This window comes from Pedobacter folensis, assembly GCF_056490665.1.
This window is the reverse complement of sequence record NZ_JBWJIF010000002.1, coordinates 829019-852041: the sequence shown is the minus strand read 5'-3', so window position 1 is coordinate 852041 and position 23023 is coordinate 829019. Positions and strand designations below refer to the sequence as shown.

Annotated in this window: 24 protein-coding genes; 16 read left to right on the top strand and 8 right to left on the bottom strand. The window is 37.6% G+C overall.

Translation table 11 applies throughout. The features are described 5' to 3' along the window. Positions 1-169: 169 nt before the first annotated feature. The 4 genes from AC04QZ_RS12265 (at position 170) to AC04QZ_RS12250 (ending at position 3827) form a co-directional block, all read left to right on the top strand. Entirely contained in the window at positions 170-427 is a 258-nt protein-coding gene (locus AC04QZ_RS12265) for a hypothetical protein (RefSeq protein WP_086548803.1), read from the top strand. Positions 428-431: 4 nt separating this feature from the next. After that, positions 432-1340: an ABC transporter ATP-binding protein gene (locus AC04QZ_RS12260; RefSeq protein WP_478357988.1), complete on the top strand. Its 909-nt coding sequence runs from the start codon at positions 432-434 to the stop codon at positions 1338-1340. A 1-nt stretch (position 1341) separates the two neighbouring features. Beyond that, entirely contained in the window at positions 1342-2139 is a 798-nt protein-coding gene (locus AC04QZ_RS12255) for an ABC transporter permease (protein WP_478357987.1), read from the top strand. A gap of 119 nt (positions 2140-2258) precedes the next feature. Further along, a complete protein-coding gene (locus AC04QZ_RS12250) occupies positions 2259-3827 on the top strand; it encodes a M28 family metallopeptidase (protein WP_478357986.1) in 1569 nt (522 codons plus the stop codon). A 101-nt stretch (positions 3828-3928) separates the two neighbouring features. Here the strand turns inward: AC04QZ_RS12250 and AC04QZ_RS12245 are convergent, their stop codons facing one another. Continuing rightward, positions 3929-4159, bottom strand: a complete 231-nt coding sequence (locus AC04QZ_RS12245) for a response regulator transcription factor (protein WP_478357985.1) — start codon at positions 4157-4159, stop codon at positions 3929-3931. Between the two features lie 289 nt (positions 4160-4448). Between AC04QZ_RS12245 and AC04QZ_RS12240 the strand changes: the two genes are divergently transcribed. The 8 genes from AC04QZ_RS12240 (at position 4449) to AC04QZ_RS12205 (ending at position 10520) form a co-directional block, all read left to right on the top strand. Continuing rightward, positions 4449-4817 carry a hypothetical protein gene (locus AC04QZ_RS12240; RefSeq protein ID WP_478357984.1) on the top strand — a complete coding sequence of 123 codons (369 nt, stop codon included), beginning with the start codon at positions 4449-4451 and terminating at the stop codon, positions 4815-4817. Between the two features lie 3 nt (positions 4818-4820). Then, entirely contained in the window at positions 4821-5468 is a 648-nt protein-coding gene (locus AC04QZ_RS12235) for a hypothetical protein (RefSeq protein WP_478357983.1), read from the top strand. After that, positions 5435-6226: a sensor histidine kinase gene (locus AC04QZ_RS12230; RefSeq protein ID WP_086548796.1), complete on the top strand. Its 792-nt coding sequence runs from the start codon at positions 5435-5437 to the stop codon at positions 6224-6226. Before AC04QZ_RS12235 ends, AC04QZ_RS12230 begins: the two co-directional genes overlap by 34 nt. Positions 6227-6230: 4 nt before the next feature. Then, positions 6231-6872 carry a response regulator transcription factor gene (locus AC04QZ_RS12225; protein WP_478357982.1) on the top strand — a complete coding sequence of 214 codons (642 nt, stop codon included), beginning with the start codon at positions 6231-6233 and terminating at the stop codon, positions 6870-6872. A gap of 220 nt (positions 6873-7092) precedes the next feature. Then, the gene (locus tag AC04QZ_RS12220; RefSeq protein WP_029280636.1) at positions 7093-7470 is read left to right on the top strand and encodes a BlaI/MecI/CopY family transcriptional regulator; all 378 of its coding nucleotides are present in this window, start codon (positions 7093-7095) and stop codon (positions 7468-7470) included. Beyond that, complete coding sequence (locus AC04QZ_RS12215; RefSeq protein WP_478357981.1) at positions 7467-9449, top strand: TonB family protein; 1983 nt, start codon at positions 7467-7469, stop codon at positions 9447-9449. The genes AC04QZ_RS12220 and AC04QZ_RS12215 overlap by 4 nt, the downstream gene beginning before the upstream one ends. Positions 9450-9461: 12 nt before the next feature. Further along, positions 9462-10094, top strand: coding sequence for a TonB-dependent receptor plug domain-containing protein (locus AC04QZ_RS12210; RefSeq protein WP_478357980.1), 633 nt, complete (start codon positions 9462-9464; stop codon positions 10092-10094). Positions 10095-10121: 27 nt separating this feature from the next. Continuing rightward, positions 10122-10520, top strand: a complete 399-nt coding sequence (locus AC04QZ_RS12205; protein ID WP_478357979.1) for an energy transducer TonB — start codon at positions 10122-10124, stop codon at positions 10518-10520. Between the two features lie 511 nt (positions 10521-11031). Here AC04QZ_RS12205 and AC04QZ_RS12200 read toward each other — a convergent pair. From AC04QZ_RS12200 to AC04QZ_RS12185, 4 genes are all read right to left on the bottom strand, one after another. Beyond that, positions 11032-11802: a succinate dehydrogenase/fumarate reductase iron-sulfur subunit gene (locus tag AC04QZ_RS12200; RefSeq protein WP_029278232.1), complete on the bottom strand. Its 771-nt coding sequence runs from the start codon at positions 11800-11802 to the stop codon at positions 11032-11034. Between the two features lie 78 nt (positions 11803-11880). After that, positions 11881-13860 (bottom strand): fumarate reductase/succinate dehydrogenase flavoprotein subunit, encoded by a 1980-nt coding sequence (locus tag AC04QZ_RS12195; protein WP_086548791.1) that lies wholly within the window; start codon positions 13858-13860, stop codon positions 11881-11883. 17 nt (positions 13861-13877) lie between these two features. Beyond that, the gene (locus tag AC04QZ_RS12190) at positions 13878-14558 is read right to left on the bottom strand and encodes a succinate dehydrogenase cytochrome b subunit (protein WP_478357978.1); all 681 of its coding nucleotides are present in this window, start codon (positions 14556-14558) and stop codon (positions 13878-13880) included. Between the two features lie 252 nt (positions 14559-14810). After that, the gene (locus AC04QZ_RS12185; protein ID WP_478357977.1) at positions 14811-15218 is read right to left on the bottom strand and encodes a GxxExxY protein; all 408 of its coding nucleotides are present in this window, start codon (positions 15216-15218) and stop codon (positions 14811-14813) included. A gap of 226 nt (positions 15219-15444) precedes the next feature. On the opposite strand from AC04QZ_RS12185, the gene AC04QZ_RS12180 reads away from it, so the two are divergent. After that, positions 15445-16566 carry a TlpA family protein disulfide reductase gene (locus tag AC04QZ_RS12180; RefSeq protein ID WP_478357976.1) on the top strand — a complete coding sequence of 374 codons (1122 nt, stop codon included), beginning with the start codon at positions 15445-15447 and terminating at the stop codon, positions 16564-16566. 89 nt (positions 16567-16655) lie between these two features. Here AC04QZ_RS12180 and AC04QZ_RS12175 read toward each other — a convergent pair whose 3' ends face one another. Both AC04QZ_RS12175 and AC04QZ_RS12170 read right to left on the bottom strand, forming a co-directional pair. Then, positions 16656-16847: a cold-shock protein gene (locus AC04QZ_RS12175; protein ID WP_010599638.1), complete on the bottom strand. Its 192-nt coding sequence runs from the start codon at positions 16845-16847 to the stop codon at positions 16656-16658. 285 nt (positions 16848-17132) lie between these two features. Next, positions 17133-17636 (bottom strand): hypothetical protein, encoded by a 504-nt coding sequence (locus tag AC04QZ_RS12170; protein ID WP_478357975.1) that lies wholly within the window; start codon positions 17634-17636, stop codon positions 17133-17135. Positions 17637-17967: 331 nt separating this feature from the next. Here AC04QZ_RS12170 and AC04QZ_RS12165 point away from each other — a divergent pair, with 331 nt between their 5' ends. Next, positions 17968-18312, top strand: coding sequence for a four-helix bundle copper-binding protein (locus tag AC04QZ_RS12165; protein WP_086548787.1), 345 nt, complete (start codon positions 17968-17970; stop codon positions 18310-18312). Positions 18313-18372: 60 nt separating this feature from the next. On the opposite strand, the gene AC04QZ_RS12160 is transcribed toward AC04QZ_RS12165, so the two are convergent. After that, a complete protein-coding gene (locus AC04QZ_RS12160) occupies positions 18373-19923 on the bottom strand; it encodes a trypsin-like peptidase domain-containing protein (protein ID WP_478357974.1) in 1551 nt (516 codons plus the stop codon). 398 nt (positions 19924-20321) lie between these two features. Here AC04QZ_RS12160 and dapF point away from each other — a divergent pair, with 398 nt between their 5' ends. Together dapF and AC04QZ_RS12150 are read left to right on the top strand one after the other, a co-directional pair. Further along, positions 20322-21104 carry a diaminopimelate epimerase gene (gene dapF, locus AC04QZ_RS12155; protein ID WP_478357973.1) on the top strand — a complete coding sequence of 261 codons (783 nt, stop codon included), beginning with the start codon at positions 20322-20324 and terminating at the stop codon, positions 21102-21104. Between the two features lie 718 nt (positions 21105-21822). Then, positions 21823-22992 (top strand): efflux RND transporter periplasmic adaptor subunit, encoded by a 1170-nt coding sequence (locus tag AC04QZ_RS12150; RefSeq protein WP_086548783.1) that lies wholly within the window; start codon positions 21823-21825, stop codon positions 22990-22992. Positions 22993-23023 lie beyond the last annotated feature (31 nt).

Sequence of the window (23023 nt, the reverse complement as noted above, 5' to 3'; positions counted from 1 at the left end):
CTTACACAATCTACCAACGGGCATTTTTTTTCTACCAACGGCCCAATAGGCAAATTTTATCGACAAACGCCAAAAATGTCTGTTGATCTAGAATCTTGAACACTTGGTATAATAGATTTTAGCAGGTTGATTTTCTTGAGTTTCTTTGAATCATCAAAACGAAAACAAAATGAAAACATCATCAGCAATCAACTTAAACAATCAAGCAGTAATGGCTGATGATCACTTCACAGCCTCTCAAATAAAACTATCGATCATGAAAAAGTTAGCAAACACATCACCATTTTTACTTTTATTATTACCTGTATTTATGATGATTATCTTAACCCTTACCGTTAACACCAATCAGAATGATGCAGAAATAGTTGTAAAACCAACCAAAACATCTGGTTCTGTTGTGAAACAAGTTAGTGCTATTTTCAAATAGAACTATGGGTAATTACGCTATCGAAACAGTAGGTCTAAATTTTAACTTCGGCAACCAGGTTATAGTAAAAGATCTTTCCCTACAAGTACCAAAAGGCAGTATATATGGTTTCTTAGGCCCCAATGGGGCGGGAAAAACAACCACCATAAAAATCCTGCTGAACCTGCTGAAGTCGCCATCCGATCAGGTTTTTATATTTGGTAAAGAAATAAACAGTAACCGCATAGCGACCCTTAAACGTATAGGCGCTTTAGTAGAACAACCGGCCATTTATGGTCATTTAACGGGAAAAGAAAACCTAATTAACCGCTGTATTCTACTGGGCATTAAAAAAAATAAGGCTGATGAAATGCTGGCCCTGGTGGGCTTAACTGAAGCAGCCAATAAAAAAGCCAATAAATATTCATTAGGCATGAAACAACGGCTGGGCATTGCTCAGGCATTAATTTCAGACCCAGAATTATTACTACTGGATGAGCCTACCAATGGCTTAGATCCAAATGGCATCATTGAGATTCGAAATCTGATGATCGATTTAGCCACAAAACATCAAAAAACAATATTGGTTTCAAGCCACTTATTGGCAGAAATAGAAAGAACAGCAACTCATGTTGGTATTATAAACAAGGGGCAATTATTATTTCAGGGCACGATTAACGAACTTCATTTACTGAGTAAACCTATGCTCGAAATCGAGGTAGACAAGATTGAAAGTGCAAGTTCCTTTTTAACAAAGTCGGGTTATGAAATTGCTTCAAAAACCGATAGGGTAATTACTATTCCATTTACTTCATCGCAAAATAGCGGCGAGCTAAATACTTTACTCATTCAAAACGGTTTTACAGTGAGCAGTCTTTATCAGCAAAGAAAAGATCTCGAAAACTTATTCCTTGATATTACTAAAACAAACTAACATGCACGCTCTTTATATTTCCTTAGTTTCAGAATTTTACAAATCAAGAAAGACCCTGGCTTTCTGGGCAGCGATATTGTTACCGCTGATCATATGCGGCTTAATCACTTTTGGTTTTTATTCCAGTTCCGAAAAAGTTCTCGCCAATCATTATCCTCCCATGATATTGTGGGCTCAGTATAGTGGTGCAGCACTTGGCGTAATGGGCTTTTTGGTCATGCCTTTTTACGTCATATTTATGGCTTTTTCAGTTAATAATATCGAACATAAAAACGATACCTGGAAAATGTTATTTGCTCAGCCTTTAAATAAATTTTCGATTTATGCCGCGAAATACCTTTATGCGATATTTTTAATATTTATCTGTTTATTCCTTTTTGCTTCCTTAACCTTTGCTTTTGGCCATTTACTACAAGTTTTGGTGCCAAAATATAATTTCAATCAATATAACCCACAAAACATCCTCATCAACTCTTATGCTAAACTTTTCCTGTCATCATTAGGCATTTTATCGCTACAGTTTATCCTGAGTTTGATATGGGGCGATTTTCTTAAACCGATGGGCATTGGTTTTGTTGGAACTATAATGGGCATTATTACGGCAAATGTAGGCTGGAAATACGCCTATCTGATTCCTTATTCATTACCTGCCTTGGCTTTAAAGATGACCAGGGTAAAAAAAGGAGACGATCCGCTGGATTTTCCGGTTTTTACACAGGAAATATGGACAAGTTTAATTTATGCGGCTATTCTTTTCATTATAGGCTATTTTATCGTAACCAAAAAGAGTATAAAATAGTATCAATCTGTAAATTTCTTGCCTTAGATAAGGTAATCATGTAAAAATCTCATTGGATAATAATTTGAAGTGGTTTAAAGTGTATTTTAGATCAAATCAACCACCAAATTATTCATAAAATGATCAAAAGATTTACAATCACGGCATTGGTCTTTGGCCTCTGCTTTTCAGCGCTTGCACAAGACACCCCTGATGCAGCTGTAGTACAAAAAATAAGAAAGGAAGGTTTAGAAAATTCGAAGGCAATGGATATTGCTTTTAATTTAACAGATGTAAGCGGTCCCCGCTTATCAAACTCTCCGGGATTAAAAAAAGCACAAGATTGGGCAGTGAAACAACTAACCGATTGGGGATTAAAAAATGCGCACCTCGAAGCATGGGGAACTTTTGGAAAAGGCTGGCAGATTGATAAATACTATGCAGCCACCACACTTCCTTACTATCACGCCATTATTGCCGCTCCTAAAGCATGGACACCTGGCACAAATGGCCCGATCAAATCGCAGGTCATTTTAATCAAGGCCGATAGTGTTGCCGATTTAGCGAAATATAAAGGTAAATTGGCCGGAAAAATCATTATGATGGATCAGGGTACCCCACTTACCAGTGGCATTAAACCTGATTTTTCGCGCTATGCCGATACTACATTGGCACAAATGGCCGCAGCAAAACCTCAAACTGCAGGCCCAAGACAACGCCCGGCCGGGGGACCAATGGCCGATAGAATGGCGCAGATGGCGAAAATGCGCGAAATCCGTGCGGCAATGAGTGCCATGTTGGTTGAAGAGAAAGTAGGTTTAATTTTAACTTATGCCCGTGGAGGACAGGGGACCTTTTTCACCAGCAACGGCGCTTCCTATGCTTTAGATGCAAAACCAGTATCGCCTGAACTTGAAGTTGCAGCAGAAGATTACTTGCATATATTGCGCCTATTACGCGCTGGCAAGCCTGTAGAAGTTGAAGCCGACATCAAAACCTCTTTTTACGACCAGGATCCTCAAGGATATAACGTAATTGCCGAAATATCTGGGACAGATAAAAAACTAAAAGATGAAGTGGTAATGATTGGCGGGCACTTCGATTCGTGGCATGCAGCAACTGGTGCAACAGATAATGCGGCAGGTTCTACGGTAATGATGGAAGCCATGCGCATTTTAAAAGCGATAGATTTTAAACCAAAGCGTACCATCCGTATTGCACTTTGGAGCTCAGAAGAGCAAGGTTTATTTGGGTCAAGGGGTTATGTAGCAAAACACTTTGGCGATCCGAAAACCATGGTATTAACGCCAGATCAGAAAAAAATATCAGCTTATTACAACCTCGATAATGGAACAGGAAAAATCCGTGGTGTTTATTTACAAGGCAATGCAGCGGCTGGTCCGATTTTCCAAAGTTGGTTAACACCATTTAACGATCTTGGTGCAACCACCATCACGCTCAATAATACAGGCGGTACTGACCACCAGGCCTTTGATGCAATAGGCATCCCGGGTTTCCAATTTATTCAGGATCCTGCCGATTACAATACCCGTACCCACCATAGCAATATGGATACCTATGATAGACTTGTTGAGGATGATTTAAAACAAGCAGCAACTATTATTGCTTCTTTTGTTTACAATACTTCGCAGCGCGAGGGACAAATTCCAAGAAAAGAACTACCTGCTCCACAACCCGCAAGACCTTAAACCAAAATACAGTATAAACAAAAGCCTGCTGATTTGACTTTAGTATCAAATAGCAGGCTATATTGTTTAAAAGTGAGAGGTTATGGTGTATTTTAAAATCTCTAAAGAGATAATATTCTTTCTTTAAACGCCCAAACAATTAATTGATAAGAATTTTTAAGATCAAGTTTTCTTACCATATTTCTTCGGTGCGTATTAACCGTATGCTCGCTGATAAAAAGCATTTCACCAATTTCTTTACTGTTGTAACCCATTGATAACAGGTGTACAATTTCGACCTCCCTTTCGCTAATCGAACCATGATTTTCCTGTAGTAGGATATTATTTATCATTTTGAAAGTATTAAATGGTTAATGTTTCTAATAATCAAGCCTTGATAAAAACAGACTTATTTTAAAATAAGTCCAAAATATTTGTTTTCATAGGATAGACCGTATTCATTGTTTACAATAACAAATTATTGAGTTGCTATTGTATACCAAAAGTAGTGGTAGGTCGTAATTGGGTGTTAGCACAAAAAGCCCTAAATAAAAGGGTATTTTTACGGTATTTTAATTGCAAATATTTCTTGTCGGAACCCTTATTATTATCGATTTTTAGAGAAAATCAAACAATAAATTTATGAGTCAAAAATTAAATTCGGAACCTATCGATAAGAAGGTTGCGCAGGACATGGTTGATGCCTATGCCGTAGAGGCAAGAAAATTTCCACAATCTTTCACCAAAGCAGTATGGTTTCCGGCAGAACAGATCTTAGAAATTGCAAAAGCAATGAGCGAAGGAAAATATGATGGGTTAAGGCTTTATTTTGCGCAGTATACTGATGTTTTGCCTGAAGGTGTAAAAAGTGGATCTACCGGTAGAAACACCTTATTACTGGTGCCAACTATTGCATGCGAGAGCAATGACGACGAACACCAGGATAATCTTGATGATATTGGGAATAGAGGGCAGGGCTGCCCTGATATGTGCGAAGGAACAGGATTATAAACAATGAGGTACTTCTCTCCTATAATTATAGCAGAACTAATCTGCTTAATAGCTGCCATTGCTATACTATGGAAAGATAAAAATGCCTTTGGAAAAGTAATTACCTGCTATTTAGCCATTGCACTACTTACTGAAGAGGCCGCTGCTTATATGGCTATTAGAGGTATACACAATTTATGGCTCTTTAATATTTTTATATTTTTTGAAATCAGCACAATATTATATGGCCTTTACCATTGCTTAAAAGAGTACACCAATCCCAAACCTATATTTATTATAGGTTCGGGTATTGTGTACTTGCTTTATTTTAGCTTTTTTATCACCCATCCCTTTACCGATCCGAATACGATTACCATTAGTGTGATGTCGGTCCTTTTCACACTTTATTGTCTGTACTATTATTATTTACTGTTAAAGGATGAAAACTTTATCGAAATCAAAACACATCCCCAATTTTGGTGGGTAACAGGCGTTTTATTTTACTACTTTGGTAGCACCATGTCGAACATCTTTGATGGATTGTTTACCGTTAAGATTATAAGTTATTATACCTTAAGATATTGTATTTACATCGTATTAAACCTTATTTTATATAGTTTTTGGTTATATTCCTTTATATGCAGAATGAAACAGCAAAAATTGCAATCTTAGTTGCCATTTCAACACTAATATTCCTGCTTGTACCTGTGTTTTTGATTTTATACATCCGATCGTACAATCGGCATAAAAAGAATCATGTATTGGAAAAACAGAATATGCAGCAAAAATTTGAGTCCGAAATGCTTCAAACCCGGGTTGAAGTACAAGACCAAACCATGCAGAGTATAGCTACAGAATTACATGATAACGTTGGCCAGTTACTCAGTCTTACCACACTCACCTTAAATTCTGTAAACTTAAATGATGGAGAAAAAGCCAGGAAAAAAATCGACAATTCATTGGCACTTGTTAATAAATCCATTAAAGAACTAAGGGAGTTGGCCAAACTATTACATGGAGAGCAACTGGTAGAAAATGGCCTTGGCCATGCCATCGATCAGGAAATTAACTGGCTGAATAAAGCTGGTACTTATGAATTAAAGATTAACAACCTGCTCGTTGACCTGCAAATTGCATCACCAGATAAGGATTTGATCATTCTTCGTTTATTACAGGAAGTTATCAATAATATCATCAAACATGCCCAGGCAACCTGTATCCAGATCGATTCACACCTGGCAGACAATATTTTATACCTGAGAATTGCAGAAAATGGAGTTGGTTTTGAGCCTGAAGAAATTAAATCAAAAAAATCAGGGATGGGCTTAAATTCTATTTATAAAAGAATTGAGATGATCAATGGAAAATTAATATTAAATTCGGCTCCAGGCGAGGGCACTTCCATCTCAATAGAAGTTCCATACCCTTAATTGTATGCAAGAACAAAGTATTTCTATCGCTATTGTTGATGATCACACGCTTTTCCGTTCCGGATTGGCAAGCCTGTTGGAAGAATTTGATGAAATAAATATAACGTTTGAGGCGGTAAACGGATTGGATCTCCAGGCCAAAATGAACAATCATCAGCGGGTTCAACTGGTATTAATGGACATCAATATGCCTGTAATGGACGGTTTTGCAGCAACTAAATGGGTTAAAACGAATCATCCGCATGTACATGTGCTTGCCTTAAGTATGCTTGAAGATGAAAAAGCGATTATTGGAATGCTTAAAGCAGGCGCCGGAGGCTACATGCTTAAAGAATCAACACCATCCGATCTGCTAACTGCCATTAAAGTAATCGTAGATAAAGGTTTTTATGTAAACGAACTGGTATCGGGAAGACTTTTGGTGGCACTGAAAGACAGCGACCAAAAGCCTGTATTCACCGCAAGGGAACTTACATTTTTACAATATTGCAGCACAGAACTTACTTATAAGGAAATTGCAGACCTCATGAATGTTAGTCCACGCACTGTAGATAACTATCGTGAATCACTTTTTGCCAAACTGAATATTAAATCGCGCACCGGATTAGTGGTATATGGTATCAAAAACAACCTGATCACGATCTAAGCTCCCTCCACAACAAATCAACATAACAGACTGTAATACAACAAATTAAATAGCAAAGTCTTATTGCTTTTTGCTGAGAAAAATCCTAAAGCAGAACAAAGGATTGCACGCATTAATTTTTCCTGATAATTTATTAAATAAAATTTGGATAACTAACTAATTAGTTTTAACTTTAGTTAAGGCAATTTATTTGCTATCATCCTTATTATTATTAACTATTATGGAAATTAAAGATTTAACCAAAGCCGAAGAACAGATTATGCAGGTTTTATGGCAATTGGAAAAAGCATTCGTCAAAGAAGTGATTGATGAGCTACCCCTCCCTAAACCTGCCTACAATACGGTATCAACCATTATTAGAATTTTAGAAACCAAGGGTTTTATTGGCCACGAAGCCTTCGGTAAGGCCCACCAATATCATCCGTTAATCAGCAGAGAAGAATATAAACGCCATGCAACAGAAAAACTGCTGGGCAATTACTTCGAGAATTCGGTAGAGAGTATGTTCTCTTTCTTCGTTAAAGAAGAAAAACTGGATTTAAGTGATGTTGATGAAATTTTAAAAATGATTAACAAAATTAAACATAAGCCAAAATGAGTTTTGCCCACTACCTATTACAGGTGAACTTATACTTAATTGTTTTTTTCGGTTTTTACAAATTACTGTTAGATAAGGAGACCTACTTCACTTTAAACCGCATTTATTTAGTGGCTGCGGGAGTTTTGTCGTTATGCATACCTTTTATCCGTTTAGAATGGCTAACGGAGCAGAAAGCGGCACAACAGGTTTATACTTCAGTTAATTGGGAAGCCGTATTAGCACAGGCAACAATTGTAACAGAGCATAATACCGGTTTTAACTGGGGAAATGCATTCGTTTATATTTATTGCGCAGGTATTTTGTTCTTCTTAGGTAGATTGGTATTTAACTTATTTGCAGTTAAAAAACTCATTAATGTAAATAAAGCTGGTTCAGCTTTCTCCTTTTTTGGCAAAAAAGTAATTGATCAGGAATTACCACAAATGGATGTGATTGATATTCATGAAGAAGCACACATCAAACAATGGCATACAGCAGATATTTTGTTTTTCGAAATCATAGGGATTATTACCTGGTTAAACCCGGTTATATACCTTTATAAAAAAGCCATTAAAAATATCCACGAGTTTTTAGCTGATGAACTAGCTGCCGAATTTCAGGGTGATAAAGCCGAATATGCCATGTTATTATTAAGTAAGTCTTTTGGTATTTCACCAAATACATTAACCAATGGCTTTTTAGATAAATCATTGATCAAAAAAAGAATTTTCATGCTTCATAAAGAGCGGTCTAAAAAGATCGCTATTATGAAGTATGGAATTTTTATTCCCCTGTTTGCCTTACTCATTGTGTTTTCGTCTGCCACTGTTCGTAAAAACGAGAAATTGTTATCTATTACCGATCAGATCCCTTTAGAGAAACCGATCGAGATTGTTGAAAACATGGTTACTACTCCTGAGAAGATAATGGTAGCACCTAAAATTTCGGTTGATGGCAAGACAGATGCAAACTGGAAAGGGTTTTATCAGTTTTTATTAAGAAATATTAAATATCCAGGCGCAGCCAGCAGTGATGAGGTACAAGGTAATGCACAGATAAAATTTAATTTAAAAGGTGGCAGGGTTACCAACATTACATCAAATGTTGAACTCGGGTCAGGTTGCGATGAAGAAGTGATGAAAGCTATTTTATCTTACAAAGGATTTAAAACGGTAGCTGATGGCAAATATGCTTTAACGGTAAGTTTTAAAATTCCAGAATCTTCAGAAGAGTTTAAGAATAAATTATTACCTGAATCAGGCGGATATGTAAATCTGAATAAGATTAACATCATTTCTTATCTGCCTAAAACCGCCGAAGCAGAAACCACCGTTATTAAATCCGAAAATACAGATAAAGTATATGATTTCGTTTCGATTGAGAAACAGCCAGAATTTCCGGGTGGTATAACCAAATTCTATAAATATTTGAGTGGCAGCATTAAGTATCCAAAATTGGCGCAGGAGAATAATGTGCAAGGCAAAGTTTTTCTCAGTTTTGTGGTTGAAAAAGATGGTTCTTTATCAGATATCCAAATCACACGCGGTTTAGGAATGGGCACAGATGAAGAAGCGATGAGGGTTATAAAAGAATCACCAAAATGGAACCCAGGCATCCAGAATGGCCTAGCCGTAAGAGTAAAGTACAACATCAATGTTAATTTCACACTCAACGACCCTTTAAAAGAAACTAAAACAAGCAGTATACCTACCAATCGGATTACCCTTAGAAATGGTGTAAATCAAGAGGCACTGATCATTTTAGATGGCGTGAGGTTACCAAACAATAGCCAATTAAGCGCTATAAATCCAAATAACATCGAATCAATTTCTGTTTTAAAAGACCAGGCAGCAACAGATTTGTATGGACCAAGAGCTAAAGCTGGAGCAATTGTAATTACCAGCAAAACAAAAAATAACATTTTCCGCAATCCTGATGAAAAAGAGCTTGCCATAGATAAAAACACTAATTTCTTCGATCTCAAAAGGAAATTCTAACCAATATCCCATATGAAAACAATACTCAGCTTTACCATCATCATGTGCTTCAGTTTAGTTGGTTTCGCACAAAAAGAAGACAGCACTAAAGCTAGCAAAATTACGATAAGAGGCGTACGGACTACTGATGCGTTAGAGCCTTTGATTGTTATAGACGGAAACAAACAGTACATCAGGGGAAACGCGGCTTTAAACGAAATAAATCCTGATCATATTGAATCTGTTAGTATTTATAAAGATAATACGGCACTAAGTAAATATGGTACTGATGGTTTAGCAGGTGTGATCGAAATTAAAACCAAAAATAATGCAGTCGGTTATGGGCTTAAAAACAAGCCCGTTAAACCTGACGAACTTCAATTAAAGGGTAAAGTATCTGGATTCAGTATACGCCCGTCAATACCTAATATTGATACACCTTCAGAAAGAAGATATTTACTAAAAAGAGATTTTGATGCCAGGGCGAAGCTACTTTATGTTGTGGATGGGAAAGAAGTTACTGACCCTAACTTAGATGAAGCATCCATCGAATCAATAACGGTGCTCAAAGATTCGGCTTCACTAAAATTGTATGGCGATAAGGGTAAAAATGGGGTAATAATTATCACCACAAAAAAATCTAAGCCCACCCAGAAGAAAAACTAAATAATTAAACCTTTAATTAAAAAACGAATGAGAAAGCTAATCTTTTTAGCCCTAATGGGCATTGCCATGTGTTATAATTTGGCTAAGGCACAGAATAACTCCGATAAAGTTTATGATTATGTGTCCGTTGAAAAACAACCGGCTTTCCCCGGTGGAATTTCAAATTTCTATCAATACTTAAGTCACGAAATTAAATACCCGGAAGCAGCACAGCGGAATAAGACAAAAGGCAAGGTATTCGCCTCTTTTATAGTCGAAAAAAATGGTGCTTTAAGCGATATTCAGATCATTAGAAGCCTATCAGCAGAAACGGATAAAGAAGCATTAAGGGTATTAAACAAGTCGCCACGCTGGAATCCTGCCTTACAAGACGGAGTGCCTGTAAGGGTAAAATATAACATCGCTATTAATTTCGCCCTGAAGTAAAAACAGATTACATGACTGCGCTCCAAACACAAAACCCCAGCAAAATTGCCGGGGTTTTATGTTTTCTCTCCTGTCTCGGAGGACTAAATTTAGAAAAATTTTAATGCATATGCAAATATTACAGAATAAAATTTCTAATAACGTAAAATTTTAATATGCAAACATAAGATTATTACAACTTTCGCAAACTTTTATTTCGGGGCAACTTTGTTGTGCAAGGTTTCGGTTTTAAAATCTGAAGTTTCATATGTTTTCACAAGGGCTGGCAAATGTTAAATGCGTATCCGTTTTAATCACAGGCTTGCTCATAAATTATCAAAATTTAATTCATTATTATTCCTGGTTTATAACAAAAGTTAGACCATATACACCTCAAAGAAATATAAATTCAGCATGATAATCGCGGATTGATTTAGATGAAAATGGTTATACAGACACCATAAAACTAAAAAGCCCCCACAATGTGGAGGCTCAAGAACCCAGCTGTTAAACTGGGTGCACAGTATATTTTTTAAACGGTTTCTTCTGAAATAAATTTTGCAGAAGCAAAATCACGGTTCATACGGGCAATGTTTTCCAAAGAGATTCCTTTAGGACATTCAGCTTCGCAAGCTCCGGTATTGGTACAGTTACCAAAACCTTCAGCATCCATTTGCGCAACCATGCTTTGTACCCTGCGGTAACGCTCCGGCTGTCCTTGTGGCAACAATGCCAGCTGAGAGATCTTAGCCGATACGAATAACATGGCTGAAGCATTTTTACAAGTTGCCACACAAGCACCGCAACCAATACAAGCTGCCGCCTCGAAAGCCGCATCTGCCTGCATTTTAGGGATTGGCAGGTTGTTCGCATCTTGCGCGTTACCGGTGTTTACCGAAATAAAGCCACCAGCAGCGATAACCCTATCAAAGGCAGAACGATCTACCGTTAAATCTTTTACTACCGGAAAAGCTGCTGCTCTCCAAGGCTCAACCACAATGGTATCACCATCTTTGAAAGAACGCATGTGCAACTGGCAGGTAGTAACCAAATCTTTTGGTCCGTGTGGACGGCCGTTGATAAACATCGAGCACATTCCGCAAATTCCTTCGCGGCAATCGTGATCGAATACAACAGGCTCTTCACCTTTGTTAATTAATTGTTCGTTTAATACATCGAACATCTCTAAGAAAGACATATCCGGTGAAATATCGGCCAATTTATAATCTACCAAAGCACCTTTGGCATTGTTATTTTTTTGACGCCAAACTTTTAGCGTTAAGTTCATATTTCCTGTACTCATGATATTGAGGTTTTAGGTAAGCGGTTAGCGTTCGGCGTTCGGCGAATAACCGCTTAACGCTTAACGCACTGCGCATCACTATTTATAACTTCTTTGTGCTACTTTAATATTTTCAAACTTCAGTTCTTCTTTATGAAGTTCGAAGTTTACACCTTCTTTAAATTCCCAGGCAGCTACGTAAGCATAGTTCTCATCATCACGCAGTGCTTCACCTTCTTCTGTCTGATACTCTTCACGGAAGTGACCGCCACAACTTTCGTTACGGTTTAAAGCATCAATACACATCAACTCGCCCAGCTCAATAAAATCAGCAACACGGCCGGCTTTTTCTAATTCGGTGTTTAACTCATCAGCCGTTCCAGGCACGCGAACATCGCTCCAGAACTCAGCACGTAAAGCCCTGATTTCCTGAATGGCTTCGTTTAAACCTTTTTCGTTACGGGCCATACCACATTTCTCCCACATAATGTGGCCTAAACGTTTGTGGAAATGATCTACCGATTTGGTTCCTTTAATATTAATCAGTGTATTTAAAATACCAACTGCTCTTTCTTCAGCCTCTACAAAGGCCGGGTGATCAGTAGGAATTGCTTTTACCGAAATCTCTTTTGATAAGTAAGCACCAATAGTGTAAGGTAGAACGAAATAACCATCAGCTAAACCTTGCATCAAAGCAGATGCACCTAAACGGTTGGCACCGTGATCGGAGAAGTTAGCTTCACCTGTACAATATAAACCTGGTACAGATGTCATTAAGTTATAATCAACCCATAAACCACCCATGGTATAGTGAACCGCAGGATAGATACGCATTGGTGTTTCGTAAGGATTCTCACCAGTAATCTGCGCATACATATCGAACAGGTTACCATATTTAGCTTTAATTACCTCAGTACCCAAACGCATACAGGTTTCTTTATCCGGATTGTGGTTACCTGATTTAGAAGCTTCGATTTTACCGTAACGTTCTGTATTGGCTTTAAAATCCAGGTATACGGCTAATTTAGAAGCCCCTACACCATAACCAGCATCACAACGCTCTTTTGCAGCACGAGAGGCCACATCACGCGGAACCAGGTTACCAAAAGCAGGATAACGGCGCTCTAAATAATAATCTCTTTCATCTTCAGGAATTTCTGAAGCTTTACGGTTATCATCTTTCTTTTTAGGAACCCAGATACGTCCATCGTTACGTAACGACTCAGACATCAGGGTTAATTTAGATTGGTGATCGCCAGAAACCGGGATACAGGTTGGGTGGATCTGCGTATAACATGGGTTTGCAAAATAAGCACCTTGTTTGTGCGCTTTCCAGGCCGCTGTAACATTACTTCCCATCGCGTTGGTAGAAAGATAGAATACGTTACCGTAACCACCTGTTCCTAATACCACTGCATGACCGAAGTGACGTTCGATTTCTCCTGTAATTAAGTTACGGGCAATAATACCACGTGCTTTGCCATCGATTTTAACCACCTCAAGCATTTCATGACGGGTATACATTTCTACTTTACCCATACCAATCTGGCGTTCTAAAGCAGAATATGCCCCTAATAGTAACTGTTGACCAGTTTGACCTGCAGCATAGAAAGTACGTTGTACCTGTGTACCACCAAATGAACGGTTATCTAACAAACCACCATATTCGCGGGCCAAAGGCACCCCTTGTGCCACACACTGATCTATAATGTTGGCACTTACTTCGGCCAAACGATGCACATTGGCTTCGCGGGCACGGTAATCGCCACCTTTAATCGTATCATAGAAAAGGCGATAAACGCTATCACCATCATTCTGATAGTTTTTTGCTGCATTGATACCACCTTGAGCAGCGATTGAGTGTGCTCTACGCGGTGAATCCTGAAAACAAAAACATTTTACTTTGTAACCCATCTCAGCCAAAGTAGCTGCTGCCGAAGCACCTGCTAAACCCGAACCTACAATGATTACTTCAATAGTTCTTTTGTTCGATGGGTTAACCAAAGGCACAGAAGACTTATATTTTGTCCATTTGCTGGTTAATTCGCCTTCTGGAATATTTGAATTAATATCTGACATATCTTTTGTGCTAAAAATTATTGAATAAGACCGAAATAAACTGCAATCGGCATGGCTGCGAAAAGGATCGAAATAATAACCGAATACCAAACGCCAGCTCCTTTAATGATACCGTTATATTTTGAGTGGTTCCATCCTAATGTTTGGAATGCCGAAGCAAAACCGTGCAATAAGTGGTAGCATAAAGAAAACATAGCCAAAATATATACGGCAACCCTTACCGGATCCTGAAATTTTTCTTTCATTACCGCATAAAGATCTTCATGTCCGTTGGCATCAACCGTTGGGATTCCTGTAAAACGAGAAACTACCCAAAAATCTTTTAGGTGAACCACCAGGAAGATCAACAAAAGTGTACCCAGCAAGCCCATAGAACGGCTATACCATTTACTGTTTGCCTTACCATCGTTTACGGCATATTTAACAGGTCGTGCTTTTTGATTTTGCAACGTTAAACGTAACGCCTGAAAAATGTGCGCAAGTAAACCAATAAACAACACAATCTCGCCAGTCCGGATAATCCAGTTAGTGGCCATAAAATGTGCGCCTACGTTAAATGTTAAACCACCGTCGCTAATAAAAATTAAAGCATTAATACCGCAGTGTACAATTAAAAAAAGTATCAGGAACAAACCTGTAATACCCATGATGAATTTCTTCCCGATAGAAGAAGAAAATGCATTTCCGAAACCACTCATTTGATTAGGATTTATATCTAAATTTCTTGCAAAAGTATCTAATTATGAGTTTAATTTATAAACGAATATGACAAAACAACGATAAAACATTTATTTAGAAACATTCTAAAGCATATTCGGAAATAATTGAAAGATTATGGGATTATTTAAGGTTTCATATTGGCATTAACCAAAAAAAACTATTATGGCAAACAGCTTTACCATTAAGAAATTGAGGGCATTAAGATTCAATAATCAATGACTTCTGATATTTCACTCATCTGGCAAAATTTTAAAATAATCATTAACCAGTGGCACTATACTCTTGGTAATATTATCTGTAAAAAAGTTAATCAACAACCCCTGGGGAGCATTAAGAAGTTTCATATAGGTTAATAGTTGTGCCTGATGAACGGGTAGAATATTAGAGATTGCTTTTATTTCTATTACTACACAATTATTAACAAATAGATCCAGCCGTAAATCTAAATCCATCTCTAAATTGTCATACATGATGGACAATTCAAACTGTTGAGAAACAGCGTATCCATTTTTTTCCAACTCATATTTTAAGCAACGTTCATATATGTGCTCTAATAAGCCTGGCCCTAAAACTTTATGAACTTTAATTGCTAATCCTGTTATTTCATAGGATAATTGTATAACCTCTTTTTTAGTCATTCCCTAAATAATTAAAATAAGAAGATGCACTCTACATTATTAATCAAGCACACAGAATTAGGGTATGATTAGATAAATCAGATCATTAAGAAACTATTTACCATAACTAAAATAATAATTTTCTTCTTAACTAACTCAACTTCTTAATGATAAAAGATTGATTTGAACTTATTTTCATTAAAACATAACTAATCTTTTCGTTATATTGCTCTGTCAAATTATTAACATGAAAAAACAGCTCTACTTACTTACTTTATTAGCAGGTTTCTTATCTGCCTGCGACCCAGCTCCTGCTACATTTAACCTCGAAACCAAAAACTTTGGCCCTAATGCCGTGATCACCATCCAAAACGCTGAAAAGGGCGAGACACTGAAAGTTGAAAACATCACCAACAGCAATCAGACTTTTAAAATCAACATTCCAATAAAAGGTTATGCTACTTTGAAAACCGAGGATGGCAATCGCAAAGGAGAATATTATTTCTATCTTGACAAAGGCGACTTCAAAGGCACTCTTGACGCAAAAAACATCAATTCGTATCCTTTAAAAAGCGTTCCAACCCAGGAGGGTGAACAATTTCTTGACTTCTATAAGCTAAAAGACAAGATGAGCAAAAACCTGCTCGACAGTTTGGATATCGCTGAATTGGAATTCGACCAGGCCTCAAGAAGCAACATTATAGAAAAGGCAAAAAATGCAGACCGTTGGAGAGAGAAAAAAATCTTGCTCCAAATGGACATCATAAAGGCCTTTGCTAAAAAATATCCCGGTTCTGCGCACAGCCTCTTTTTATTAGAACAACTAGGCAGGGCAGATTCGGAACCCAAAACTTATTTATCCATTTTTAACAGTTTAGACAAGGATATTCAGGAAAGCAAAAAGGGCAAAAATCTTTTAGAAGAGATTAAACAGGCTAACCAGATGATGGCCGGAAGTAAAATGCCCGGCATTGAAGGAGAAAATCCGGAAGGAAAAAAATTCGACCTGAGTGTGCTTAAAAAGGTAAACCTGATTATCTGCTGGACTTCTTATAGCGGGAAAAGCAGAAAAAACAATCAGGTATTGGTTAAGCTATACGAAAAGTATAAAAATAAAGACGTAGAATTTATCGGGGTATCGTTCGATAAGAAAAGAGACTGGTGGGTAAATGTAATCAAGGATGACCACCTAACCTGGCCGCAATATTCAGATCTAATGGGAGCGAAATCGCCCAATGCAAAAAATCTGAGCAATTATAATGTTACTTACTTCTTTTTAGTGGATAAAAACGGCACTGTATTAACCAACAATGATCTTTCTTTAGATTTTGTTGACGATGAGATCAGCAAAAATTTGGCAGGCAGATAAGTGTGGGCACCGACAATCCAAAAGTTGGTTCCACAAAAAAAGTCCCGATTTGCATCGGGACTTTTTACGATTTATGTGTTTGAGTTTTCTTAAGCTACTTTAACATTTACCGCGTTTAGGCCTTTTCTACCTTCTTCTACATCGTAGTTTACGGTATCATTCTCGCGAATGTTATCGATTAAGCCTGAAGCATGAACAAAAATTTCGGCATCGCCATTAGATGGAGTGATAAATCCGAAACCTTTAGTTTCATTAAAAAATTTTACTGTTCCTTGTTGCATTATATTGTATTTTAATTTGTTTCAAAGATAGAGTTAAATACCTATAAATCAATTTTTTATTTTTTATTATATAAATAAATGCTAAATATATTGACTATTTGCCCTTTAAGCCCTGTTTAGCAGCCCGATTTAATTCATCAATAGCTGAGTTTTATCCACAAAATACATCCAAAACGGTCTCTCCCCCTCTGCTTTTCTGCCTGAAAAAGTAAAGACCAGCAAGCAGAAAGTACTTCCTCCCGCCATTTATTATGGATAAGCATCCGGAAAGAAATTAAGATTAAATTAACTATAAACCAGGCTTTCGCGTTGCTCATAATTGACCATCAGGTTGTCGGTAATTTTTATCACTAATGTTTCGTCCGCTTTATCATTATAGCTTAAGACCAGCAAATCACCAATGATTTCGTGTAAAATTAATTTCGGGCTGGTATAGGTGATCGAAACTACATGTGCGGCTTTATTTAAAAGGTCGGAAGCATAAATATGTAATTCGGCCCAATCGAAAAGAATCGGATGATCTTCCAGATCGTTCAAAACGGGTATTTTATGCTCTAATGCTTCTAGCGTATTCATTACTGAATATTGAAGTTTTTGGTGCAGCGAGTTTGCCTTTCCGTTAGCCTGCTGCATTTGTGAAAAGGTGTGGAGATGGTGGTCCAGACTGTATATTTTTGATCTTTTTTGAAATTCTTTGTACGTATCATGAAATATCCTTCTTTCAAAATCTGTTCTGCACATGAAATTGAAATATTGTTTTACGCTGAGGTTAATACGAGCTAAAGCCATAATATTCGGTTTTTTGTTGCTGATTCAAATATGGAACAATAAATAAAAATAATTTACAGGGCATCGGTAAACGCTGAATACCAATCGGTAAATAGCGAAACTAAATCTTGATTATGAAAAACGGATGAATATTAGTTTGAGTACAAAGAATTGGATGAACAACCTGTTATTTAAGATATTTTAACATATGGCCTTCGCGTAAAACAGTCATTCTGAACGCAGACGTCATGCGATGGAATCTGGATCAGCACCAATTCTATTTTTTTAAAACAGTTTAATTTCCAGCAGGTTATTAATAAACAAAACATTTATAACCAAAATCTTTAACGATATGGAAACGAGAAACAACTATGGTCTGATCCAGGCTTTACTAGATTGCGCACTGGCTTGCGAACACTGTGCATCGTCGTGCTTAAAAGAGGAAGATATCAACATGATGATTGATTGCATTAAACTCGATAGGGATTGTGCGGATATCTGTACTCAGGCGGCCAGATTGTTGCAAAGAGATTCAATTATCGGGCACCAATATTTATTGCTCTGCGAAGAAATATGCAGACTTTGTGCGGCTGAATGCGGCAAACACGATCATGAACACTGCAGGCAATGCGCTGTTGCCTGCGAAGAATGTGCAGACGCTTGCCATGCTAATCACGAACCGATCCATCAGGATTAAAAAAAAGCGTCCCGATTTTTATATCGGGACGCTTTTAAAAACTATTTTTTATCAAATCAACTACTGTGCTGGGAAGCTGTAGTTATACGAACCCTGCTCGCCAACACCCGAAATGCTCACCATGTTGTTTCTGCCTAAAGGCAATGCTTTTTGCACATCAGCTACAGAATTTACAGGTTGTCCATTTACTTTGGTAATAATTAAACCTTTTTCAACTCCGATATTATCAAAAGCTTTTCCTGTGGTTACAGAAGTCACTACGACACCACTGTTGATGCCATATTTCGATTTCTGTGCCTGAGTAGCCGGAGCAAAAGTTGCACCTAATTTAGAAACCTCAGCACCTTTGCTTGTTGCATTTTTCGCAGTTAAACCAACACTGGCTTCGCCTTTTAACGTTACACTATAATCTTTAAGTGCACCATCGCGTAACACCGTTAATTTAACTTTATCGCCTGGGTTTAAACGGCCAACTCTTTCCTGAAGATCAGGCGAATCATTGATTACAACACCGTCAACTTTTTTAATTACGTCGCCCGATTTGATACCTGCCGCAGCAGCACCACCACCCGCAACCACATCATTCACATATAAACCACTGATTTCATTAGTTTTAATGCCTTCAGGTTTTTCCTCACCACTTAACGGTACAAAGTTAACACCGATATAACCACGTTTAACTGAGCCATATTTCATAAAATCATCAACAATTTTACGGGCAAGGTTAACCGGAATTGCAAATCCATAACCCTGGTTATATCCGCTTTGCGATGCGATAGCCGAGTTAATACCCACCAATTCGCCGTTTGCATTTACAAGGGCACCACCGCTGTTACCCGGGTTAATGGCAGCATCTGTCTGAATAAATGATTCGATACTGGTATTTGCCGGACGATCCGGTCTTTTACCCGTACGTTGGTATTCGCGATATTCCTCTTCTGTAATTTCATTACCTTGTTGCTCGCGACCAATAATACCAATGCTACGGTTTTTCGCACTTACAATACCAGCCGTTACCGTAGTATTTAAATCTAACGGGAAACCAACGGCTAAAACCCATTCTCCAACCTGCACATTATCTGAGTTACCCATTTTTACTACAGGTAAGCCAGTTGCATTAACTTTAATTAAAGCTAAATCTGTATTCGGATCGCGACCAATTACTTTCGCCTCTACTTTACGTCTGTCTGTTAAAACCACCTCAACCTTCTCTGCATTTTCTACCACGTGGTTATTGGTTACGATATAACCATCCTGACTGATAATTACACCAGAACCCGATGCCGCTCTGGGCTGACGTTGCATCTGACGGCCACCACCACCAAAGAAATCTTCCATCATATCAAATGGAGACGAACTTCTGCCACCGCCACTTTGTGCCGCATACGTGGTTTTAATGTGAACCACACCAGGTGCAACTACTGCTGCTGCCTGCGTAAAATCTGTCGTACCCGCTGATGATACCTTAAGCGGATTATTGGCAAAGTATAAATTCTGTTTTTCAGTAATTGTACTGCCTGTTTGGTTACGCTCAAATAGTTTGTAACCTCCAATTGCTGCTGCCCCACCTATAAAAGCAGCCAACACGGTAATGCCTAATATTTTTTTCATGTGTTTATATATTGTTTTTTAATGGCCATGAAGCTATTAAAAGCTGAACGTTACTTTTAATTTAGATAGCTTTTAATGGTTTCATGTGTTTATATTGTTTTTTAAAGCCATGATTTATTATAAGCTGATTTGCTAGCTAATTGTTTGGTTAGCTTATAATATTCATTTGTTAAATGTTATTATTTGCGAGAGCACTTTCACTTTGATTTAAGCAGAATGCTCAGGCAGTTTTTATCTGCTCAAATTTTCTTTTGTAAGTTTATTCAAATTTAATACCATATAAACGATATTTGTATCCTCAAAGCACTTAGTTTTGTGTTAAAAAATGTTAAATTAAAAAACACAATCCGCTTATTACCTTTTGCAATTCAAATATTGCATTAAAAAATGAAGCTTTCATGAAAATTAATTTCTTTAAATACCAGGGCGCAGGCAACGATTTTATTTTAATAGACCACACCATGAGTCCGTTAAAAAATATTGATAATCAATTAGTTGAACAATTATGCCACAGAAGATTTGGCATTGGCGCCGATGGATTAATGTTCATTACCAAACATGAGGATTATGATTTTGAGATGCATTATTTTAACGCTGATGGTAAACTGGGCAGCATGTGCGGAAATGGTGGCAGGTGTATTGTTGCCTTTGCCAAACAGCTCGGCATTATCGACCGCGAAACAAACTTTTTGGCAGTAGATGGCCCACATTATGCCAGAATTTCAGAAAATGGCGAATGGGTTGATTTACAAATGATTGATGTAGATACCATTACCAAAGATGGCGAAGCTTATATATTGAATACCGGCTCGCCACATTATGTTGCTTTACAAAGCGATTTAAAAGACTTTGATGTTTTTACGGCAGGAAAAAACATTCGCTACAATGCAACTTATGCTGAAAAAGGTATCAATGTAAACTTTGTAGAAGACAAGGGTGATCATTTATTTGTGCGTACCTACGAGCGCGGTGTTGAAGATGAAACTTATGCCTGTGGCACCGGAGTAACCGCTGTAGCGATGGCCGTAGCTAAACATAAAAATCAGACCGGCCACATTAAAACAGCCATTAAAGTTTTGGGTGGCGATATTAAAATAGAATTTGATTACGATGGTAAGGAATTTACCAATGTATTTTTATGTGGCCCGGCCAAATTGGTTTTTGAAGGAGAAGTGGAATAGTTTTCTTTTTCAGAACTATCATTCAGGCCTGTCAGGTTTTAAAACATGATAGGTTTAACACGATCTGAACATCACATATAAAACAGACAGCATCAATATATTTGCTGCTTCAAATACTTACATCGTCCTCGTTTATAACGAGGACGTACGAGATGAGCGATTTCATCGCCTTCCTTAAATCTCACTCGTCCTAAGATCATGGGAGATTTATCATTCAATATAGATCAATATTACTCCACATTACAAATGCAGTTTTCGTTAATCCTCGTTACAAACGAGGACTATTGTCAGGAAATGGGATAATCTTCTTTTCAAACCTCGAAGATTCAAAAACCTGATAGGTCAAGCGCTATCTGAACATCCCGTGTAAAACAGACACCATAAATGTATTTTATTGCCTAAAATAGGCAACATTTATTCTAATAAAATCGTATATTTCCTTTGAATTTAACAGCTTTTAACATCTGTCGCAAGATATTTACACACTGTTTTTCATGCTAAAAAATACGACAACACCATCTATAACAGCAATTTAAAGGAAATCCGATCTGTTTTCAATCGCAAAATAAATCAATCGATTGATTAAATGACAGAATTCGGACAGATTTATTTTTTTTTAGGCTCTATTTTTGGGCATTTATCGGCGAAAATCGAAGTCCTATTTTTTTGACAACGCCCTTAATTCCGGAAATTTAAATTTAAACACACAGAAATACCCATGAGAAAAGTAACAACTCTCTTTTTTAGCGTGAGCATTGGTATGCTTTTGGCATCCTGCGGAAATAACGATGCAGCTAAAAAAGCTGCCGCTGCTGCAGCAGCTGGTCCGCAAGCTTACCCTGTTTTTACAGTAAACACACAAAATACAACCTTAGATTCTGATTATCCAGCAACCATTGAAGGTATTCAAAACATCGATATCCGTCCGAAAGTTGATGGTTTTATCGAAAAAATATTGGTAGATGAAGGCGCGGTAGTGAAGAAAGGGCAGTTACTTTTCACCATTAATGCTCCACAATATGAGCAACAGGTTAGAACAGCAAGAGCCGCGATTAGCAGTGCCGAAGCTGACGTAAATGCTGCTCAGCTTACGGTAAACAAAACCAAACCTTTGGTAGAGAAAGACATCATTAGCAAATACGATCTGGATGCAGCGCAGTTAACCCTTCAAAGCAGAAGAGCGGCATTGGCACAAGCAAAAGCAGAACTGGTAAACGCACAGGTTAACTTAGGTTATACTTCAATTACCAGCCCTGTCGATGGTGTTGTAGGCAGTATCCCGTTCAGAAACGGAAGTTTGGTGAGCAGCTCAAGCACACAACCTTTAACCACTGTTTCTAACACTTCGAAAGTTTATGCTTATTTCTCGTTAAATGAGAAACAGCTTTTAGATTTTTCCAATACCTATAAAGGCAATACGCTTGCCCAGCAGATGAAAAACATCCCTGCAGTGAGTTTGGTTCTTGCTGACGGATCCATCTATGCACAGAACGGCAAAATCGAATCCATCAATGGGCAGATTAACACCAGCACTGGTTCCGCAAGTTTAAGGGCAACCTTTCCTAATCCCGTTTTCTTATTAAAAAACGGTGCAAGTGCATCGGTTAGAATTCCACAGCACGTTGAAAATGCAATTTTGGTCCCTCAAAAATCGACCATCGATTTACAGGGCAAGAAATTCGTTTACATTTTAGGCGATTCGGCAAAGGTGATCAATACCCAAATCGAAGTGATGGAATTGGCCAAAGGTAATTTCTACGTAGTTACCAAGGGACTTAAAGCAGGTGATAAAGTTATTTTAGAAGGTTTTCAATCATTAAAAGACGGAACTAAAATTAAACCTGAGGTAAAAAACACCGATTCAGTTTATGCTGAAATAAAAAAATAACAATATAGTCAGTGCAATCACACTACAGCAG

Coding starts and splice junctions, on each gene's coding strand:
- AC04QZ_RS12265 (WP_086548803.1), top strand. CDS start 170: ATGAAAACATCATCAGCAATCAACTTAAACAATCAAGCAGTAATGGCT.
- AC04QZ_RS12260 (WP_478357988.1), top strand. CDS start 432: ATGGGTAATTACGCTATCGAAACAGTAGGTCTAAATTTTAACTTCGGC.
- AC04QZ_RS12255 (WP_478357987.1), top strand. CDS start 1,342: ATGCACGCTCTTTATATTTCCTTAGTTTCAGAATTTTACAAATCAAGA.
- AC04QZ_RS12250 (WP_478357986.1), top strand. CDS start 2,259: ATGATCAAAAGATTTACAATCACGGCATTGGTCTTTGGCCTCTGCTTT.
- AC04QZ_RS12245 (WP_478357985.1), bottom strand. CDS start 4,159: ATGATAAATAATATCCTACTACAGGAAAATCATGGTTCGATTAGCGAA.
- AC04QZ_RS12240 (WP_478357984.1), top strand. CDS start 4,449: ATGAGTCAAAAATTAAATTCGGAACCTATCGATAAGAAGGTTGCGCAG.
- AC04QZ_RS12235 (WP_478357983.1), top strand. CDS start 4,821: ATGAGGTACTTCTCTCCTATAATTATAGCAGAACTAATCTGCTTAATA.
- AC04QZ_RS12230 (WP_086548796.1), top strand. CDS start 5,435: ATGCAGAATGAAACAGCAAAAATTGCAATCTTAGTTGCCATTTCAACA.
- AC04QZ_RS12225 (WP_478357982.1), top strand. CDS start 6,231: ATGCAAGAACAAAGTATTTCTATCGCTATTGTTGATGATCACACGCTT.
- AC04QZ_RS12220 (WP_029280636.1), top strand. CDS start 7,093: ATGGAAATTAAAGATTTAACCAAAGCCGAAGAACAGATTATGCAGGTT.
- AC04QZ_RS12215 (WP_478357981.1), top strand. CDS start 7,467: ATGAGTTTTGCCCACTACCTATTACAGGTGAACTTATACTTAATTGTT.
- AC04QZ_RS12210 (WP_478357980.1), top strand. CDS start 9,462: ATGAAAACAATACTCAGCTTTACCATCATCATGTGCTTCAGTTTAGTT.
- AC04QZ_RS12205 (WP_478357979.1), top strand. CDS start 10,122: ATGAGAAAGCTAATCTTTTTAGCCCTAATGGGCATTGCCATGTGTTAT.
- AC04QZ_RS12200 (WP_029278232.1), bottom strand. CDS start 11,802: ATGAGTACAGGAAATATGAACTTAACGCTAAAAGTTTGGCGTCAAAAA.
- AC04QZ_RS12195 (WP_086548791.1), bottom strand. CDS start 13,860: ATGTCAGATATTAATTCAAATATTCCAGAAGGCGAATTAACCAGCAAA.
- AC04QZ_RS12190 (WP_478357978.1), bottom strand. CDS start 14,558: ATGAGTGGTTTCGGAAATGCATTTTCTTCTTCTATCGGGAAGAAATTC.
- AC04QZ_RS12185 (WP_478357977.1), bottom strand. CDS start 15,218: ATGACTAAAAAAGAGGTTATACAATTATCCTATGAAATAACAGGATTA.
- AC04QZ_RS12180 (WP_478357976.1), top strand. CDS start 15,445: ATGAAAAAACAGCTCTACTTACTTACTTTATTAGCAGGTTTCTTATCT.
- AC04QZ_RS12175 (WP_010599638.1), bottom strand. CDS start 16,847: ATGCAACAAGGAACAGTAAAATTTTTTAATGAAACTAAAGGTTTCGGA.
- AC04QZ_RS12170 (WP_478357975.1), bottom strand. CDS start 17,636: ATGGCTTTAGCTCGTATTAACCTCAGCGTAAAACAATATTTCAATTTC.
- AC04QZ_RS12165 (WP_086548787.1), top strand. CDS start 17,968: ATGGAAACGAGAAACAACTATGGTCTGATCCAGGCTTTACTAGATTGC.
- AC04QZ_RS12160 (WP_478357974.1), bottom strand. CDS start 19,923: ATGAAAAAAATATTAGGCATTACCGTGTTGGCTGCTTTTATAGGTGGG.
- dapF (WP_478357973.1), top strand. CDS start 20,322: ATGAAAATTAATTTCTTTAAATACCAGGGCGCAGGCAACGATTTTATT.
- AC04QZ_RS12150 (WP_086548783.1), top strand. CDS start 21,823: ATGAGAAAAGTAACAACTCTCTTTTTTAGCGTGAGCATTGGTATGCTT.